Source organism: Nonomuraea sp. NPDC046570 (genome assembly GCF_040645915.1).
Lineage (GTDB): Bacteria > Actinomycetota > Actinomycetes > Streptosporangiales > Streptosporangiaceae > Nonomuraea.
Window position 1 is genome coordinate 98,671 of record NZ_JBEYZF010000005.1, and the last position, 18,322, is coordinate 116,992.

The 18,322-nt window shown below is 70.8% G+C and carries 13 protein-coding genes; 7 read left to right on the forward strand and 6 right to left on the reverse strand.

Annotated features, from left to right (window positions below; genetic code table 11):
- Complete coding sequence (locus ABZ911_RS10630; protein WP_358054197.1) at positions 1 to 645, reverse strand: CatB-related O-acetyltransferase; 645 nt, start codon at positions 643 to 645, stop codon at positions 1 to 3.
- Positions 646 to 709: 64 nt separating this feature from the next.
- The gene (gene abc-f / locus ABZ911_RS10635) at positions 710 to 2,329 is read right to left on the reverse strand and encodes a ribosomal protection-like ABC-F family protein (RefSeq protein ID WP_358054199.1); all 1,620 of its coding nucleotides are present in this window, start codon (positions 2,327 to 2,329) and stop codon (positions 710 to 712) included.
- A 154-nt stretch (positions 2,330 to 2,483) separates the two neighbouring features.
- Between abc-f and ABZ911_RS10640 the strand changes: the two genes are divergently transcribed.
- Positions 2,484 to 3,116 carry a TetR/AcrR family transcriptional regulator gene (locus tag ABZ911_RS10640; RefSeq protein WP_358054201.1) on the forward strand — a complete coding sequence of 211 codons (633 nt, stop codon included), beginning with the start codon at positions 2,484 to 2,486 and terminating at the stop codon, positions 3,114 to 3,116.
- 48 nt (positions 3,117 to 3,164) lie between these two features.
- Here the strand turns inward: ABZ911_RS10640 and ABZ911_RS10645 are convergent, their stop codons facing one another.
- Together ABZ911_RS10645 and ABZ911_RS10650 are read right to left on the reverse strand one after the other, a co-directional pair.
- On the reverse strand, positions 3,165 to 4,469 hold the full coding sequence (locus tag ABZ911_RS10645; RefSeq protein ID WP_358054501.1) for a DUF6596 domain-containing protein: 1,305 nt from the start codon (positions 4,467 to 4,469) through the stop codon (positions 3,165 to 3,167).
- On the reverse strand, positions 4,469 to 4,888 hold the full coding sequence (locus ABZ911_RS10650) for a YciI family protein (RefSeq protein WP_358054203.1): 420 nt from the start codon (positions 4,886 to 4,888) through the stop codon (positions 4,469 to 4,471). Before ABZ911_RS10650 ends, ABZ911_RS10645 begins: the two co-directional genes overlap by 1 nt.
- Positions 4,889 to 5,203: 315 nt before the next feature.
- Between ABZ911_RS10650 and ABZ911_RS10655 the strand changes: the two genes are divergently transcribed.
- From ABZ911_RS10655 to ABZ911_RS10670, 4 genes are all read left to right on the forward strand, one after another.
- The gene (locus tag ABZ911_RS10655) at positions 5,204 to 10,693 is read left to right on the forward strand and encodes a carboxyl transferase domain-containing protein (RefSeq protein ID WP_358054205.1); all 5,490 of its coding nucleotides are present in this window, start codon (positions 5,204 to 5,206) and stop codon (positions 10,691 to 10,693) included.
- A gap of 182 nt (positions 10,694 to 10,875) precedes the next feature.
- Positions 10,876 to 11,856 carry an NAD(P)/FAD-dependent oxidoreductase gene (locus ABZ911_RS10660; protein ID WP_358054207.1) on the forward strand — a complete coding sequence of 327 codons (981 nt, stop codon included), beginning with the start codon at positions 10,876 to 10,878 and terminating at the stop codon, positions 11,854 to 11,856.
- 57 nt (positions 11,857 to 11,913) lie between these two features.
- Complete coding sequence (gene trxA / locus ABZ911_RS10665) at positions 11,914 to 12,276, forward strand: thioredoxin (protein ID WP_358054209.1); 363 nt, start codon at positions 11,914 to 11,916, stop codon at positions 12,274 to 12,276.
- Positions 12,277 to 12,282: 6 nt separating this feature from the next.
- Positions 12,283 to 13,488 carry a Cmx/CmrA family chloramphenicol efflux MFS transporter gene (locus ABZ911_RS10670; RefSeq protein WP_358054211.1) on the forward strand — a complete coding sequence of 402 codons (1,206 nt, stop codon included), beginning with the start codon at positions 12,283 to 12,285 and terminating at the stop codon, positions 13,486 to 13,488.
- A 61-nt stretch (positions 13,489 to 13,549) separates the two neighbouring features.
- Here the strand turns inward: ABZ911_RS10670 and ABZ911_RS10675 are convergent, their stop codons facing one another.
- Positions 13,550 to 14,998, reverse strand: a complete 1,449-nt coding sequence (locus tag ABZ911_RS10675; RefSeq protein ID WP_358054213.1) for an APC family permease — start codon at positions 14,996 to 14,998, stop codon at positions 13,550 to 13,552.
- Positions 14,999 to 15,349: 351 nt separating this feature from the next.
- Positions 15,350 to 16,054 (reverse strand): TetR family transcriptional regulator, encoded by a 705-nt coding sequence (locus ABZ911_RS10680; RefSeq protein ID WP_358054215.1) that lies wholly within the window; start codon positions 16,052 to 16,054, stop codon positions 15,350 to 15,352.
- 297 nt (positions 16,055 to 16,351) lie between these two features.
- On the opposite strand from ABZ911_RS10680, the gene ABZ911_RS10685 reads away from it, so the two are divergent.
- Positions 16,352 to 16,942 (forward strand): hypothetical protein, encoded by a 591-nt coding sequence (locus ABZ911_RS10685; RefSeq protein ID WP_358054217.1) that lies wholly within the window; start codon positions 16,352 to 16,354, stop codon positions 16,940 to 16,942.
- A complete protein-coding gene (locus ABZ911_RS10690) occupies positions 16,935 to 18,314 on the forward strand; it encodes a glutamine synthetase family protein (protein ID WP_358054219.1) in 1,380 nt (459 codons plus the stop codon). Before ABZ911_RS10685 ends, ABZ911_RS10690 begins: the two co-directional genes overlap by 8 nt.
- Positions 18,315 to 18,322: the final 8 nt, after the last annotated feature.

An 18,322-nucleotide genomic window follows, 5' to 3' on the forward strand; every position in this document is an offset into this window, starting at 1 on the left:
CTACCTGGGCGCCACGGCCTCCAGGTCGGCGACGCTGCCGGACATGATCGTGCGGATGTGCTCGGTGAGGTGCTGGAGCGGCCAGTCCCACCAGGCCAGGGCCAGCAGGCGGTCAACGTCCGCGTCGCTGTAGCGGCGACGGATGAGCCGGGCCGGGTTGCCGCCGACGATGCCGTAGTCGGGGACGTCGTCGACGACGACGGAACCCGCGGCGACGATCGATCCGTGGCCGATACGGACACCGGGCATCACCATGGCCCGGTAGCCGAACCAGACGTCGTTGCCCACCACGGTGTCACCCCGCCCGGGAAGCTCGGCGAGCAGATCGAAGTGCTCGGTCCAGGAACCGCCCATGATCGGGAAGGGGAACGTCGAGGGACCGTCCATGCGGTGATTGGCGCCGTTCATGATGAACCGCACCCCGGTGCCCAGCGCGCAGAACTTCCCGATGACCAGCTTCTCCGGCCCGTAGTGATACAGCACATTGCGGGTCTCGAAGGCGGTCGGATCATCCGGATCGTCGTAGTAGGTGAACTCTCCGGCCTCGATCAGGGGAGAGGTGATCAGAGGCTTCAGCAGCACCACCCGCTGTTGCTCGGGCATGGGATGCATCACGGTCGGGTCGGCGGGAGCATGCGGCTTCATGAATTGTTTCCTCTCAAACTGCGGTGTGACACAGGGGGCAGGTGCTTGCGGGCCCCGCAGGACGTCAGGACCTGGCGGCGGACGCCGGAGTCGCCTGCATGGCGAGATGCGTACCCCGCCAGCGCCGGCGCAGCCGGCGGTCGTGGCTGACGATCACGAGGGTGCCGTCGTAGTCGGCCAGGGCGGCCTCCAGCTCCTCGACGAGGGCGGGGGACAGATGGTTGGTGGGTTCGTCGAGCAACAGGACATCCGACGGTTCGCTGACCAGCCGCGCCAGGGCGAGACGCTGCCGCTGCCCGGTGGACAGCCGCTCGACCGGCACCGTGAGCTGCTCGCGGTCGAACAGGCCGAGGGACAGCAGCCGGTCGGTGTGCTGGGCGGCTTCCCCCGCCCGCCCACGGGCGAAGGCGGCCAGCAGTGTTTCGCCCGGTCTGCCGGGTCTCGGCTCTTGCGGGAGGTAGCCGATCCCGCCGCGGCGGGTGACGTTCCCGCTGTCGGGGGCGAGTTCTCCGGCCAGGACGCGGAGCAGGGTGCTCTTGCCCGCTCCGTTCGGCCCTGTGATCAGCAGGCGCTCGCCTGCCGTGACCGTGAGGCTTGTGCTGTCGAGCCGGCCCGCGACGGCGATGCCGGCGGCGTCGAGCACGACCCCCTGCAGGCGGCCGGCCCGAAGCGCGGGGGTGAAGCGCAGCGGCTCCGGCGGGGGCGGGACCGGGTTCGCAAGGAGACGGCGCAGCCGTTCCTCGGCATTGCGTACCCGGCTGGCCAGCGACTGCTGTACCCGGCCGGCCGCCCGGTCGTACGCCATCTTGTTGCCGTCCTTCATGGCACGGCCGGGGGCCACCCGGCGGGCGGTGGTCGCGGCGGCCTCGCGGAGCCGGTCGGCGTCGGCCCGCCACTGGGCGTGCGCCTGGGCCCAACGCTGCCGCGCCGCCGTCTTCTCCGCGAGGTAGCCCGCGTAGCCGTTGCCGTATCGGACGACGCGGCGCCGGTCCGCGTCCACCTCCAGCAGGCTGGTCGCGACGCGTTCGAGGAAGACCCGGTCGTGGGAGACCGCCACCGTGGTGCCCCGCCGGGTGCGCAGGTGCTCTTCCAGCCAGCTCAGGGCGTCGTCGTCGAGATGGTTGGTCGGCTCATCCAGCAGCAGCACCTCCGGGGCGGCCGCCAGGACGGCCGCCAGCCGCAACCGGGCCTGCTCTCCGCCGGACAGGCCGCCCACGGTACGGCCTCGGCCCACAAGCCCCAGGCCGAGGCCGTGCAGGGCACGTTCCACGCGGGCGTCGGCGTCGTAACCGCCGCGCAGCTCGAAGACCGTCATCAGGTCGCCGTACTCGGCCATGCCCGACTCGTCGCCCTCGGCCATCGCCGCCTCCAGGCGGCGCATCCGCTCCTCGACCGCGCGCAGATCGCTCAGGGCCCGGTCGACGACCTCCTGAACGGTCGCATGCGGCGGCAGCCGCCCGTCCTGAGCGAGATAGCCGACGCCGCCGTCGGCATGGACGACGACCTCTCCCTGGTCGGGCCGTTCACGCCCGGCGAGCAGGCGCAGCAAGGTGGTCTTGCCGGATCCGTTCTCACCGATGATCCCCGTGCGCTCACCCGCGGCGAGCGAGCACGTCACCGAGTCAAGGACGAGCCTGCCGTCGAAGGACTTGCCGACGGCGAGCGCGGTGATCTGTGTAGCCATGTGGACACTCCGAAGCATTCGAGGACGGGGCGGCCGTCAGGGGCCGCGCGGCCGGGTGAACACTTCGGAAGAGCATCGACGACTCCGTTAATACGACAACTGTTGCATTAAGATGCTGCCATGACGATGTCCCGCTGAGCAACCGGATTACCAGATGACTCCCTCGGTTCCACCGGCCCGACGCCGTCCGGGCGGCCGTACCAGCCGCATCCGGGCGCAGGTGCTCGACGCGGTCCGCGCGGAGCTCGCGGAGCACGGCTACGATGGGCTCACCATGGACGCCGTCGCGGCCCGCGCGGGCGTGCACCGCACCACGGTGTACCGGCGCTGGCGAGATGTCGGCGGCCTGCTCGCCGACGTCTTCGAAGCGGCGAGTGACGACGATTGGCAGCCCCGGGACACGGGCTCCCTGCAGGGGGACCTGGCGGCACTGAACGACGAGATCCAGGCGGCCCTGACCGCGCAGCCGTCGGTCACCGCGGCCCTCATCGCCGCCTCGTTCCGCTCCGAGGAAGCGGCCCGCGCCCAGCGGCGGCTCTGGGAGGACCGGTACGCACGCTGCGAGATCGTCGTGAGCCGGGCCATCCGGCGCGGCGAACTCCCGCCGCACACCGACGCGCGGCGACTGCTCATCGCCGCCACCGCGCCGCTGTACCACCAACTGGTGCTTCTCCGTACGCCCCCCGACCCGCACCTGCCCGACCACGCGGCCAAGACCGCCGCCCTCGCCGCATCCGCCGGCGCCTTCGCCAAGCCCCCATCGTCCGGCGACACCTCCGGGGCCTAGGAACCTGGGAACAGCCGTTGGCCTCGTCGGACAGCGGGCGGGTGGACATCACCCCAGCGCAGCCGCCTTGCGCAGCAGTACCGACCGCTCGCGGACGTTGCGGCACAGCCGGGCGGCGAGCTCCAGCTCGGCCCGTGCCTCGGTGGTCCGGCCGAGCCGGGTGAGGAGTTCGCCGCGCACGCTCGGGAGCAGGTGCGATCCCGGCAGGCGGTCGGCGGCGACGAGCTCGTCCACGATGGACAGCGCCTGCCGCGGCCCGTTCGCCATCGCGACGGCGACGGCCCGGTTGAGCTCGACGACGGGTGACGGAGCCACGCGGCCGAGCGCCTCATAGAGGAGCACGACCCGCTCCCAGTCGGTCTCCGGCACCGAGGACGCCGACGCGTGACAGGCGGCGATCGCCGCCTGCAGGCCGTACGGTCCGAGGCCGCGTCCGACAGCTGAGGCGCGGCCGATCGCTGCCAGGCCGCGACGGATCGCCGACCGGTCCCACAGGCGCCGGTCCTGATCCTCCAGGAGCACCGCCTCGCCATCGGGCCCGACGCGTGCGGGAAAGCGCGCGGCCGTGAGCTCGAACAGGGCGAGCAGCCCGTACACCTCCGGCTCATCGGGCAGCAACGCGGCCAGCGTCCGGGCCAGCCGGATCGCCTCGTACGCGAGATCAGGGCGCAGCAGGCGGTCACCCGCCGTTGCCGTCGAGCCCTCCGTGAAGATCACGTACAGCACGCTCAGGATGCCGCCGAGCCGTACGCGCCGTTCCTCCGAAGGCGGCAGCTCGAACGGCACTCCCGCCGCGGCGATCGTCTTCTTCGCCCGCGTGATCCGTGCCTGGAGAGTCGGCACGGGCACGAGGAACGCCCGGGCGATCTCCTCGCTCGACAGGCCGCCGACAGCGCGCAGCGTCAGGGCCACCCGGCCCTCGGGCGAGAGCACCGGATGGCAGGCCACGAACATCAGCGCGAGGACGTCGTCGTCGACCCGGTCGGGATCCCACGGCAGGTCGTCCGACCGGTCTGGCGGGGTCACCGCGCCCGAGCTCGTCTCACCTTCGGCGAGTTGGCCGGCGAGCATGGCGTACCGCTCGTCGAGTGCCGACCGGCGGCGGAAGCCGTCGATGGCGCGCCGCCGCGCGGTCGCGAGCAGCCAGCCCACCGGGCTCGCCGGCGCACCGTCACGCGCCCAGGTGACGAGCGCCTCCGCCACCGCCTCCTGCGCGACGTCCTCGGCGAGCGCGAAGTCCCCGGTGTAGCGGGCCAGCGCGCTGACGATCCTCGCGGACTCGATCCGCCAGACGGCCTCGACGGCCCGCCGCGCCGACTCGGTGCTCGGCGGGCCGCCGGTGGCCGCGGGCATCAAAGCTGGCCGGTCCGCTCGCGCCACGCCCGCTCCCTGACGATCCACTCGTTGTCCTGCGGGAACTCGTCGATGCTCGGCACCCGGCGGATCTCGCACTTCGTCCCGGAAGCCGCGGGAAGCCGCTTGGCCCACTCGACCGCCTCCTCCTTCGACGCCACGTCGAGCACGTAGAAGCCGCCGAACAGCTCCTTCGTCTCGCCGTACGGACCGTCGGTGACGACCGGCGTCTCGCCGCTGAAGTCGACCACCACGCCCTGGGCCGGGTCGTCCAGGCCCTCGGCGGCGACGAGCACGCCGGCCCGGATCAGCTCATCGTTGAAGCGACCCATCGTCTCGAGCATCTCCTCGAAGGGCGTCTCCATCATCTTCGCGACGGATTCGTCCGTGCCTCGCATGATCAGCATGTACTTCGCCATCTTCGATCTCCTTGACATCGGGGTCGCCTCTCGACCCTCTCACTCCCAGGTCGAACGGGGCAGCCGCGGATCGACACGGCAGACGGACAGAGGCCATTTTTTACCCGAACGCACTGACACTCCGGCTGGTGGAGCAGGTGGTGTGAATGTCACACCACGCCGACGGGCGGGTTAGAGTTTGTGCGAATCCCACAACTCCGGCCGCGAAGCACGCTTAGTCCCCGCCATACCGGTATCCGGGGGGCAGCCGAGAGTATGTACCCCGGTTAGGGCGGGGACGGCCGCCGTGTTCACCGGCTTCGAAAGGCCCGCTTAGTGTTCAGTCGTGTCGCCATCGTCAATCGCGGTGAAGCCGCCATGCGGCTCATCCACGCCGTTCGGGACCTAGCCGCGGAGACGGGGACACGGATCGAGACCGTCGCCCTGTACACGGACTCCGACCGGACGGCCACGTTCGTCCGCGAGGCGGACATCGCCTACGACTTGGGGCCCGCCGCGAACCGGCCCTATCTGGACCACGCGGTCCTCAGGAAAGCCCTGGTCGAGACCGGTGCGGACGCGGCCTGGGTCGGTTGGGGATTCGTCGCGGAGGACCCGGCGTTCGCCGACCTGTGCGCCGAGATCGGCGTGACGTTCGTCGGGCCGAGCGCCGCGGCGATGCGCAAGCTGGGCGACAAGATCGGCTCGAAGCTGATCGCCGAAGAGGTCGGCGTGCCCGTCGCGCCGTGGAGCCGCGGTCCGGTGGAGACGCTGGAGGACGCGAAGGCGGCGGCGGACCGGATCGGCTACCCGTTGATGCTCAAGGCGACCGCCGGCGGCGGTGGCCGCGGCATCCGGATGGTCTCCAACGCCGACGAGCTGATCCAGGCCTACGAGCTGACGCGCCAGGAAGCCGCGCGCGCGTTCGGCAGCGGCGTTGTGTTCCTGGAGCGCCTGGTGACGGGCGCCCGGCACGTCGAGGTGCAGGTCATCGCGGACGGGCAGGGCACCGCGTGGGCGCTCGGCGTGCGCGACTGCTCCGTGCAGCGGCGCAACCAGAAGATCATCGAGGAGTCGGCCTCCCCGGTCCTCAACGCCAAGCAGGTCGCCGAGCTGAAGGCGTCGGCCGAGCGGCTCGTGCTCGCGGTGGACTACCAGGGCGCGGGCACCATCGAGTTCCTCTACCACCCCGGGGAGCGGCTGTTCGCGTTCCTCGAGGTCAACACGCGCCTGCAGGTCGAGCACCCGATCACCGAGATCACCACCGGCGTCGACCTGGTGAAGGCCCAGTTGCACATCGCGGCGGGCGGCAAGCTCGACGGGGACGCGCCCGAGGAGTGGGGTCACGCCGTCGAGGCGCGCCTCAACGCCGAGGACCCCGACCGCGACTTCGCCCCCTCGCCCGGCCGGATCACGCGGCTGGCGCTGCCCAGCGGCCCCGGCATCCGGGTGGACACCGGTTTCAGCGAGGGCGACACGATCCCCGCCGACTTCGACTCGATGATCGCCAAGATCATCGCGCACGGTCGTGACCGTACGGAGGCGTTGGCCCGCCTGCGCCGCGCGATGACGCAGACGACCGTCATCATCGAGGGCGGCGTGACGAACAAGGGCTTCGTCCGCATGCTGCTCGACGAGTGCGCGGTGATCGACGGGTCCGCCGATACCGGCTGGATCGACCGCGTGCGCGCCCAGGGCGCCCTCGTGTCGCACCAGCACTCCGCGATCGCGCTGATCGCCGCCGCCGTCGAGGCCTACGAGGACGAGGAGGCCGTGACGCGGCAGCGCTTCCTGACCACCGCGCACGGCGGCCGTCCGCAGTCGCAGCACGAGAGCGGCCGCGCGCTGGAGCTCAAGCTCCGGGACGTCGGCTACCGCGTCCAGGTCGCCCGCACCGGCGGCCACCGGTTCCGCATCGGCATCTCGGCGGGCGGCCCCGAGCACGCGGCCGACGTCGACATCGAGCGCTTCGACGAGCACAGCGGCCAGATCACCGTGAACGGCGTCCGTTTCAAGGTCGTCACGAGCACGCACGGCCCGATCCACCTGGTCGAGGTCGACGGCGTCACACACCGGATCAGCCGCGACGAGGGCGGCATCGTGCGCTCGCCCGTGCCCGCGCTCGTGGTGGCCACGCCGCTGCAGGCGGGCGACGAGGTCGAGGCCGGTGCGCCGCTGCTCGTGGTCGAGAGCATGAAGATGGAGACCGTGCTGCGGGCGCCGTTCCGCGGTCGTGTGCGGGAGCTCGCGGTGTCGGTCGGCAGCCAGGTGGAGGCGGGCGCCCGCCTGCTCCGCCTGGAGCCGCTGGGTGACGGCGAGGAGGCGGCCGGTCCCACGGCCGCGGCGCCGGAAGTCGAGCTGGACCTGCCGTACGAGCCGGTGGACGTGCCCGCGGCCGAGCGGGCCGCGCGTGGTCTGCAGGACCTGCGCAGCCTCCTGCTGGGCTTCGACACCGACTCGCAGGACGAGAAGCGCCTGCTCGCCAACTACCTGGCCGCGCGCGCCGAACTCGTCTCGGACGGCGAGCACGAGCCGGCCGGTGAGGTGGAGCTGCTGCGCCTGTTCGCCGACCTGAGCGAACTGAGCCGCAACCGGCCCGCCGGCGAGGAGTCGAAGTCCGAGTCCGCGGTGCACAGCCCCCGCGAGTACTTCCACACCTACCTGCAGTACCTCGACCCGGACCGGTCCGGGCTGTCGGAGAGCTTCCGGCAGCGGCTCAGCCACGTGCTGTCCCGCTACGGCGTCGAAAGCCTGGACCGCACGCCCGAGCTGGAGGACGCGGTCTTCCGGATCTTCCTGGCCCAGCAGCGGGCGTCCGCCGACGTCGCCGTGGTGACGACCCTGCTGCGCCAGTGGGTGAACGAGGCCCCGCCCGCCGAGGCGGACCGCGTCACCGTCGGCCTGGCGCTGGAGCACCTGGTCGCCGCCACCCAGGTCCGGTTCCCGGCCGTCGCGGACCTGGCGCGCGGTGTCGTGTTCGCCTGGTTCGCCCAGCCGCTGCTGCGCCGTACCCGCGCCAAGGTCTACACGGCCGTGCGCAGGCACCTGCGCCACCTCGACCAGCACCCGGACGCGCCCGACCGCGCCGAGCGGATCTCCGCGATGGTCGCCAGCCCCGAGCCGCTCGTCCGGCTGGTCGGCCAGCGGATCGGCCGCGAAGGCGCGGACCCCGTGCCGCTGCTGGAGGTGCTGAGCCGCCGCTACTACGGCAACCGCGCGCTCAGCGACATCCGGGTGAGCAAGGTGGCGGGCTGCACCTTCGTCGTCGCCGACCACCGCACCGCGAGCGGCGACGGCCGCGTCGTGACCACCGCGGTCGACTTCCCGGCGCTGGCCCAGGCGGTCAAGGCGGTCGACGAGTTCGCCGGCGACGGCGAGCTGGTCGCGGACGTCTACCTGACCTGGTCGGACGGTCCGAGCGACCCCGACGAGATGGCCGCGCGCCTGGGCGAGGTCCTGGCCGCGCAGCAGCCGTCGAACCGGGTCCGCCGCATCGCCACGACCGTCGCGGGCAACAGCGGCGCCGTGATGCACCACCACTTCACCTTCCGGCCGTCCGCGGACGGCTTCGTGGAGGAACGGCTGGTGCGCGGTCTGCACCCGCGCATCGCCGAGCGCATGCAGCTGGAGCGGTTGCGCGACTTCGACCTCACCCGGCTGCCCTCGCCCGACGAGGAGGTCTACCTCTTCCGGGCCGCGGCACGGCAGAACCCGTCCGACGAGCGGCTCGTCGCCCTGGGGCAGGTCCGCGACCTGACCCCGTTGCGCGACGACGAGGGCAGGCTCGTCGCGCTGCCCGCGGCCGAGGACATCCTGACCACCTGCCTCGACGCGATCCGCCGGGCCAAGAAGCCGGGCGCGAAGACGTCCGCCACGAACCGGATCGTCATCTACGTGTGGCCGCCGACCGACCTCTCGCCGGACGACCTGAACACCGTGGCGAAGCGCGTGCTGCCGACGACGGCGGGCGCGGGGCTGGAGGAGGTGCTGTTCCTCGGCAGGCGCCGCGACAGCGCCACCGGCGAGCTCGTCGACATCGCCGTCCGGATCGGCTACGACGTGGGCTCCGGCGTGCGGCTGTCCATCGTGCCGCCGCCGACCGAGCCCATCGAGCCGCTGGACGACTACCGCCAGGAGGTGCTGCGGGCGCACAGCCGCGGCACGCACTACCCGTACGAGCTCACCGGCATGCTCGCCGGGCCGTTGGGCTCGTTCACCGAGTACGACCTGGACGAGCAGTCGAAGCTGGTGCCGGTGAACCGGCCCAAGGGGCGCAACACCGCCGCGCTCGTCGCGGGTGTCGTCAGCACGCCCACGCCGCGCCACCCGGAGGGCATGACCCGCGTCGTGCTGCTGGGCGACCCGACGAAGGCGCTCGGCGCGCTGTCCGAGCCCGAGTGCGCGCGGGTGATCGCCGCGCTCGACCTGGCCGAGCGGATGCGGGTGCCGCTGGAGTGGTTCGCGCTCTCCGCGGGCGCCCGGATCTCGATGTCGTCCGGCACTGAGAACATGGACTGGGTGGCGGCCGCGCTGAAGCGGATCGTGAACTTCACCCAGGACGGCGGCGAGATCAACATCGTGGTCGCGGGCATCAACGTCGGCGCCCAGCCGTACTGGAACGCCGAGGCCACGATGCTCATGCACACCAAGGGCATCCTGGTGATGACGCCGGACTCCGCGATGGTGCTGACGGGCAAGCAGTCGCTCGACTTCTCCGGCGGTGTGTCGGCCGAGGACAACCACGGCATCGGCGGGTACGACCGGATCATGGGCCCGAACGGCCAGGCGCAGTACTGGGCGCCGGACCTCCGCGCTGCGCGGGAGGTGCTGATGTCGCACTACGACCACAGCTACGTCGCGCCGGGGGAGAGCCGGCCGCGCAGGACTGTGACCAGCGACCCGGTGGACCGCGACGTGTCGACGTTCCCGCACGCCGTGCCGGACAGCGACTTCACGACAGTGGGCCAGATCTTCTCCGCCGAGTCCAACCCGGACCGCAAGAAGCCGTTCGACATCCGTACGGTCATGCGCGCGCTGTCCGACCAGGACCACCCGGTGCTGGAGCGGTGGGCGGGCATGGCCGACGCGGACACCGCCGCGGTCCAGGACGTTCACCTCGGGGGTCGGCCGGTGTGCCTGCTGGGCATCGAGTCCCGGTCCGTGCCGCGGCGCGGATTCCCTCCCACCGACGGCCCGGACACCTACACCGCGGGCACCTTGTTCCCGCGCTCGTCCAAGAAGGCCGCGCGGGCCATCAACGCCGCCAGCGGGAACCGTCCGCTGGTCGTGCTGGCCAACCTGTCAGGGTTCGACGGGTCGCCCGAGTCGATGCGCAAGCTGCAACTGGAGTACGGCGCGGAGATCGGCCGGGCGGTGGTGAACTTCAAGGGTCCCATCGTGTTCTGCGTGATCTCGCGGTACCACGGCGGCGCGTTCGTGGTGTTCTCCAAGGCGCTCAACCCGAACATGACCGTGCTCGCGGTCGAGGGCTCGTTCGCCTCGGTGCTCGGCGGCGCTCCGGCCGCCGCGGTGGTCTTCGCGCGCGACGTGGACAAGCGGACCGGCAACGATCCCCGCGTGCTCGCGCTCGCCGCCCGTGTCGCGAAGGCGCCGGCCGCCAGGCGAGCCGCGTTGGCCGCCGAGCTGGCCGAGCTGCGGTCGTCCGTGCGGGCCGAGAAGCTCACCGAGGTGGCCGCCGAGTTCGACCGCGTGCACAGCATCCAGCGGGCGGTCGACGTCGGCTCGGTGGACGCGATCATCAGTTGCGCCGAGCTGCGGCCGAAGATCATCGAGGCGGTCGAGAAGGGCCTCGCCCGGCAAGCCTGACCTGCTCCTGAAGCCGGACGCCCGTGCCTTTTCGGCGCGGGCGTCCGGCTTTGGCGTGTCCACCCTGCATGGACGAGCTCGAGGCCGGAGCCCTGCGATCAGGGGGCCTTGTCCCAGAAATGGCAACAAAGATTGTCAGTTCGTCGCCAGGGGATGCATCATCGGGCTTGGAGGTGATCGCCATGATCAAGGCGACGAACGACGAGAAGAATGGCGTGCGGAGCGCCGTCGATGACGGGGTCTACGACGTAGTGGTGGTCGGCGCCGGAGCGGCCGGACTGAACGCCGCCCTGCTCCTCGGACGCGCCCGCCGCAAGGTCGCGGTGATCGACGCCGGCGAGCCCCGCAACGCCCCCGCCGCGCAGATGCACGGATTCCTGTCCCGCGACGGCCTGCCCCCCTCGGTCCTGCTCGAACTCGGCCGCGCTGAGATCGCCTCGTACGGCGTCCAGCTCATCCGGGGCCGGGTGGAGCAGATCGACCACGGCTTCTACGTCCGCATGGTGGGCGGGCCGGTGCTCAAGGCCCGCCGCATCCTGGTCGCGACCGGGCTGCGCGACGAGCTGCCGGACATCCCCGGCGTACGCGAGCGGTGGGGCAAGGACGTGCTGCACTGCCCCTACTGCCACGCCTACGAAGTCCGCGACCAGCCACTGGCCGTGCTCGGCACCCACCCGGGGGCGGTGCACCAGGCTCTGCTGCTGCGTCAGTGGAGCGACGACGTCGTCTTCTTCCCGCACACCCTGGACCTGACGGCGCAGGACCGGGAACGGCTGGAGGCGCGCGGCCTGCGCTTCGTCGAGGGCGAGATCGAGCATCTCGTCGTCGACGGCGACCGGTTGCGCGGCATCGAGCTCACCGACGGCCGCGCCGTACCCCGCGCCGCCGCCTTCGTGTTCCCCCGCGCGGTCCCGCACGACGAGCTGCTGACCCACCTGGGCTGCGCCAAGGGCGACAACGGCTGGGTCGTCACCGACCGCACCGGCCGTACCGGCGTCTCCGGCGTCTGGGCCGCCGGCAACGTCGTCGACCCGCGCGCCCAGGTGGTCGCCGCCGCCGGCATGGGATCGACCGCCGCCTTCGCCCTCAACGCCGATCTGCTGGAGGAGGACGTCGAGTCCGCCGTCGAGCAGCACCGCGCCACGGCCGCCGCCACCCGGTAGCCCACCCGCACCACGGCGCCCTACCTCACCATCCCACTCGAACAAGGAGATCCGTACATGCAAGCGCCTACCCCGGGCTCGGTGGACAGCGTCACCGAGCAGACCTTCGACGAGCGCGTCCTCCAGGCGAAGCGGCCCGTCCTGATCCAGTTCTGGGCCACCTGGTGCCATCCGTGCCGGATGGTCAGCCCCATCGTGGAGCAGTTGGCCGCCGAGAGGTCCGGTGACCTGGACGTCGTCAAGGTCGACCTGGACGAGGAGCCGGAGCTCGCGGCCCGGCACGGCATCACCGCCGTCCCCGCCTTCGTCGTCTACGCGGAGGGCCGGCCCGCGGGCTCATGGGTCGGCGCGGCGCCCAAGCACATCCTGGAGCAGAAGCTCGCCGCCTACCTTGGCTCCTCGGCTGCGGGGCGGGGCTGACACTCGGTGAGAGCCGAAACCGTACAACAGCAGGCGGCGGCCTCTCGTGGGAGGCTGCCGCTTGGTGTCTACCTGCTCGCGTTGAGCCTGTTCGCGATGGGCAGCGCCGAGTTCCTGCTCGCCGGGGTCCTGCCGGCGATCGCGGACGACCTCCAGATCACGCTGTCCTCCGCCGGTGCGCTGATCTCGGCGTTCGCCATCGGCGTGGTCATCGGCGGGCCCCCCTTGGCCATCATGACCCTGCGCTGGCCGCGACGGACCACACTGGTGGCCACCCAGGTCATCTTCGCTGTCTGCGTGACGATCGGCCTGCTCACTGACAGCTATGCGGTTCTGCTGGCCACCCGCTTCCTCTGCGGGCTCGCCTACGCGGGCTACTGGGCTGTCGCGGCGGTCACCGCGATCGGCCTCGTCACGCCCGATCGCAACGCACGCGCCTCCGGGGTCGTGGTCAGCGGGCTCAGCCTCGCGATGATCGCCGGTGGCCCGGCCGGCGCGCTGCTCAGCTACTTCACCGGATGGCGGGGCGGATTCTGGATCGTGGTCGCCCTCACTGTCGCAGGCGCGATCTTGACGCTCCTCGTGCTGCCGTCGACGAGCGCGGACAAGAAACCCGCTGTACGGCGTGAGCTTCGCGCCATGAGACAACCACAGCTGTGGGTCGTCTACGCCGTCACCCTCCTGAGCACCGCCGCCTACATGATCTCGTTCAACTACCTCGCGGCCTTCTTGACCGACGTCACCGGCATCCCCGGGGTCTGGGTTCCCGCGATTCTCACGCTGTTCGGCGTCGGCGCCTTCGTCGGTCTGTCCATCGGAGGCAGGATCGGCGACAGACGCCCCTATCACGCGCTCCTGATCGGGGCAGTCGGGATACTGGTCAGCTCTGTGCTGCTCGCGGTCCTCGCCCGGCACGCGCTGGCCGTCGTCCCTCTCGTCCTGCTCCTCGGGATCGCTGGATTCGTTCTGAACCCGGCCATCTACGGGCGGGTGTTCACCATCGCGGCCGAGGCGCCGACGCTCGCCGGGGCGACCACCGTCTCCGCGTTTCAACTCGGCATCAGCCTTGTCCCCGCGCTCGCCGGCGCCGCCCTCAACGCCGGCGCCGGCATCACCTCCGTCACATGGATCGGTGCCGGCCTGGCCGTAGCCGCCATGTTGACCATCTTTCTCGACCGAATGATCTCGCGTCACCGATCGCAGAAGACGTGACGCACGAGGTCGGCCGCGTGCGCCCACCGGGTGTCGAACCTCGACGCCGATGATCGGGCGCTCACGGCCGGCCGGTCGAAGCCCGCGCGTCGGCCTCGCCGCCCTCGCGCCCGGCCGTCGCGGCGCGCCGCCGTCTGCGGGCCACCCAGGCGAACGAGACGGCCAGCACGGCTGTCGCCGACACCGCGACATAGGACATCGCGTCGGCCGGCGACGGTGGCGGGAAGAGGATTCCGCTGATGTATACCCACACGACCGATCCGGTGCCGATGAGGAGGCACACGACGGTCCCGGCGGTGAGCTTGCCCTCCTGGAACAGGAGGACCGCCGCGCCGACGCAGATCAGTGTGTAGGGGATGACCCAGAAGTAGACGACCAGCGTCGAGATCGCGCTGTAGATCGTCTGCATCGGGCCCGACGACGCGAGCACGAGGGTCACGATGCCTCCCAGACCGCACGCGATCGTGAGCAGGAGCGCGTACGCCGGGCTGTGGAATCGCGGATGCACGCGGGCGAGTCTCCGCGGAAGCAGTCCTTCCGCCGAGAGTGTCGCCGCGAAACGTGAGCCGTAGTTCACGAACCCGATGAGCGCCGCGAACGTCGACACCGCCACCACCAGATCGGTCGCGCGGCCGACGCCGTCCGGCAGGCCCGCCGCGTGCGCGAGCGCCGCGGGTGGCGACGCCCCTGCCGCCATCGCGTCCGACACCAGGATGATGCCCGGCGCCTGCAGGATCGTCGCGATCAGGTAGAGCGCGCCGAGGATCACCGGCACGCTCATCACGGCGACCGGGACGCTGCGTTTCGGGTCGCGGGTCTCCGCCGCCAAGGCCGCGCTTCCCTCGAAACCGACCAGGAAGGCGGATCCCGACGCGATGCCCGCCACGATTCCGCTCACGGACGAACCGTCGAGTGTGAGTTGCTCCTGCAGGTGGAGGCCCGTGTGGGCGGCGCTCGCCCCGGTGACGACCAGCAGGAGAGGCAGGCATACGACGGTGAGAGCGACGGCGATCCGAACCGACGCGTCGAGACCGCGGTAGGTGATCAGCGCCGTGACGATCGACGCGCCCGCGTAGAGCGCGATCTGCATGGCAGGGTCGAGGCCGCTGTCGACGCCGATCGACAACAGGAAGCTGCCGGTGTACGCGCCGATGACGAGCAGGATGCTCGCGACCATGGCCAGGTAGCCCAGGAGCAACGACGCGGCCGTGAGGGATCGCGCCCAGGCGCCGAACACCTCGCCGACATAGGAGTAGAGGGAGCCGGACGCGACGTACCTCCTGGCGAAGGCGATGACCGCGCGTCCGACGCAGACGATCGTGAGCGCCGAGATCAGCGCGGCGAGCCAGCTGCCGGCGCCCGCATTGATCACCAACAGCATGGGGAACGAGGCCATCCCGACGGCGGGAATCATGGAAGAGATCGACAGGGACGTGAGCTGGAACCGGGTGAGGCGGCCTGATTCCAGGCCGTCGATTTCCGGTTCGGCGGAAGATGTCGCAGAGGTCATGTGGGGGGTCCTTGATCTGCGCGGCTGAAAACCGCCTGAGGACGACGGCGCACGCCACAGCGCGGGCGGTACGGGAAGTCGGACGGCGGGGGCGCTCAGGTGATCGAGCCGGGTACCGGGTACGCCACGATCCGTGGCGCGGCGTCGGCGAGCGCGACCGAGAGGTGGATGCGGGGCTCGTTGCCTGTGATGTTCGCGGCGGCATCGAGTGGTGTCAGTCGAGCGACTGAATCGGTTGGCTGACATTAACCCCGGGCGGCGCCTCCGTCAATGACCTCAGGATCCGCGATCTCGCCGAACCCGGCTGGGCGGTCGACGAAATCGCGGTCGATGGCCGCCGGGCTCGGCGGTCTACTGGCGCGGCTTGACGGCGTCGGCGATGTCGAGGATCGCGCGGGAGATCGCGTCGAGTTCGGACTCGCTCACGCCGTCCGTCCCCGCGGCGAGGTTCTGCATGTAGATGCCGTCTATCGTGCCCACCGCGTAGCGCGCCAGCAGGGCGGCGTCCCTGTCCCCGATGTCGACTGCCCCTTCAAGCTCTCGGGCGAACATGCTGATGAACGCCTGATAGCTCTTGGCCGCGAGTTCCACCTTGTGCGAGGTGCGCAGCGCCCACAGCAGCAGCTCGTACTGCGCGATCGCGATCTGCCGATCGGTTCGCAGCAGGTTTTGAAAGCGGCTGATCAGTGAGTGGACGACCTCCTGGCACGTACGAGCTGTCGCCGGTTCGGGGGGCGAGCCGATGATGAGGGCGCGAAGGGACTCGTCGACCGCCGCGTAGATCTCGTCCTTGCCGCTGAAGCTGTAGTGCAGGGCCGCCAGATTCACCCCGGCTTCGGTGGCGATCCGCCGGGTGGTCGCGGCGGCGAGCCCGTCACGGGCGATGACACGCGTAGCCGCCTCGACGATACGCGCATGCCGTTCGGCCGCCGTCAGATAAGCCATGTCGCCACCGTTCGTCCACTCCTCGCCCTGTCTGTCGTGCCGATCGAGCGCCGGAGCAAGCCTATCCACGCGGATGCCGGCGTCGGCCCCACGCGGGCGCGTCTGGCTCACGGCCCACCGAGCGGCGCCGCACCTGTTGCCCGTCACCTCTTGACGGAACTCCGACGCCCAACCTAATGTCAGTCAAGCGACTTAATCATATGACTGCCATCCTCTTTCGGCAGCTCGACGCATGGATCACACCTCGGCCAGGTGCCGGCGAATCGTCCTCATCCGCAGAGTCGACCTCGCCCCGCGGCCGCAGCAGAAGACTGGAGGAAAGGCCTCATGACCCATACCCGAGAAGTGGTGGATCTTCATCCGCCCATCCCGGACGGCAACCACGAACCTCCATGTCCTGGTCCTGTCGTGGCCGTCGAGCCTGATGCGCCGCCGATCGTCCGAGCTGTCGCGACCCGTGTGCGCGTGGCGGTGCGCACCGACAGCGGGAGGCAGGCCCTCCAGCGTCTACCTGGCCCGATCGCGCTCCGCTCCGTCTCCGACGCTCAGCGCGCGACGATCACCCGCACATCCGACGGCGTGCACGTCGAGACGCTCGGCTCGGGCGCGCCTGCCGCGACGCTCGACATCGACCCGCTCTCGCTGACGGTTTCGTCCGCGAACGGCGAAGCCCCCGCCGTCGAGGCCGTGTCAGCCCTGCTGCACCCGGATCCGCCCGCGCTCGCCGCCGCCGCCGAGGATTTCTGGGCGCTGTCCTCCCCGATGCCCGGGATGCCAGGTCTCGTCCTGGTCGCCGTCGACACCGGTGAGGTGGTACGGCTCGGCCCGCAGGAGGAGCCGTACGAGATCCACGGCGGCGACATCGACCTGCGGCGGCTGATGTCGGGATTCGACTGGCTCATCCCCAGCCTCCGTGCCGGAAAGTTCTCCATCAAAGGGACGCACCGTCAACTGTCCGTGGTGACCGGGGCGTCGATGAAGGCGGTTTACGATGTCTGACTCCACCACCGTCGCCGACTGGATCGACGCCGCTTCCACCCGGGTGGTCCGCGCCCAGACGGTGACACTGGACGGCGTACTCGTCGGAAAGCACCTGTCGCCGAAGAAGTTCCTGTCCGGAGCGGAATCCGGGTGGGGATTCGCCGATATCGCCCTCGCCGTGGACCTGGGCAACGTCACCCAGCTCGGATTCGATTTCGGCGATTGGCGCGGCGAGATGCGCGACGTGATCCTGCGGCCCGACCTTGGCACGATGGCGCCGGATTCGTCACTGCCCGGTCTCGCGTCGGTGCTGTGCGACCTCGTCGACCAGACGGGGGCTCCGCTTCCCGTCTGCTCGCGATCCGCGCTCAAGCGGGTGGTTGGGCAGCTCACCCAGCTGGGCTACACCGGCAAGGCCGCCGTCGAGATCGAGGCGACGGTGTTCGAGGAGTCGATCGACCAGGCCCGGGCGCAGGGATTCAAGGATCTTCATCCCCTCGGCGGCGCACACGGGGCGATCTACCTCCTGAGCCGTTCCAGGGACTTCACCACGCTGCTGGACGCGATGGCCGTACGGATGGACGAGGCCGGCATTCCGTGGGAAGGCTGGGCCGACGAGTCGGCGCACGGCCAGATCGAGGTCAACCTTCCCCCGACCGACATCCTCACCGCCGCTGACCTGTACGTCCGGACCAAGCAGCTGATGCGTGAGGTCGCCTACGAACACGGCCGCACGATCACGTTCATGGCCCGCTGGTCGCCGGACCAGTTCGGTCAGGGTGCCCACATCAACCTCTCCCTCCAGCGTGACGGCGAGAACGTCTTCTTCGACCCGGCGTCGCCCCGGCGGCCGTCCGAGACGATGCGGCATTTCATCGGCGGCGTGCTCCGGACCTTGCCCGCGGCGAGCTCCTTCCAGTACCCGACGGTCAACTCCTACCGGCGGATCGCCGAGTTCGACGGGCCGCCGACGACGGCGACCTGGGGAGTGGACAACAAGAGCACCGCGGTGCGAGCGGTCTGCGGTACCCCGAAACTGACCCGCGTCGAGTACCGGGTGCCGTCCGCCGACGTCAACATCTACCTGTCGATGGCCTCGTTCCTCGCCGGTGGCCTCGTCGGGCTGCGGGAGCGCGTCGATCCCGGCCCTGAGTGCACCGTCATGGCCTGGGGGCTTCCCGAGGGCGCCCCGCGGCTGCCCGCCACCTTGTCGCAGGCCATCGCGGAACTGGCCGCGGACTCCGAGCTCACGCAGGTCCTCGGGCCGGAGCTGGTGAGCTACTGGATCGGCACCCGCCGCTGGGAGTGGCTCCAGTTCCACACCACCGGGGGAGACCCCGAGGCCGGTGTCTCGGACTGGGAACTCGAGCGCTACTTCGAACACATCTGACGCCAGAG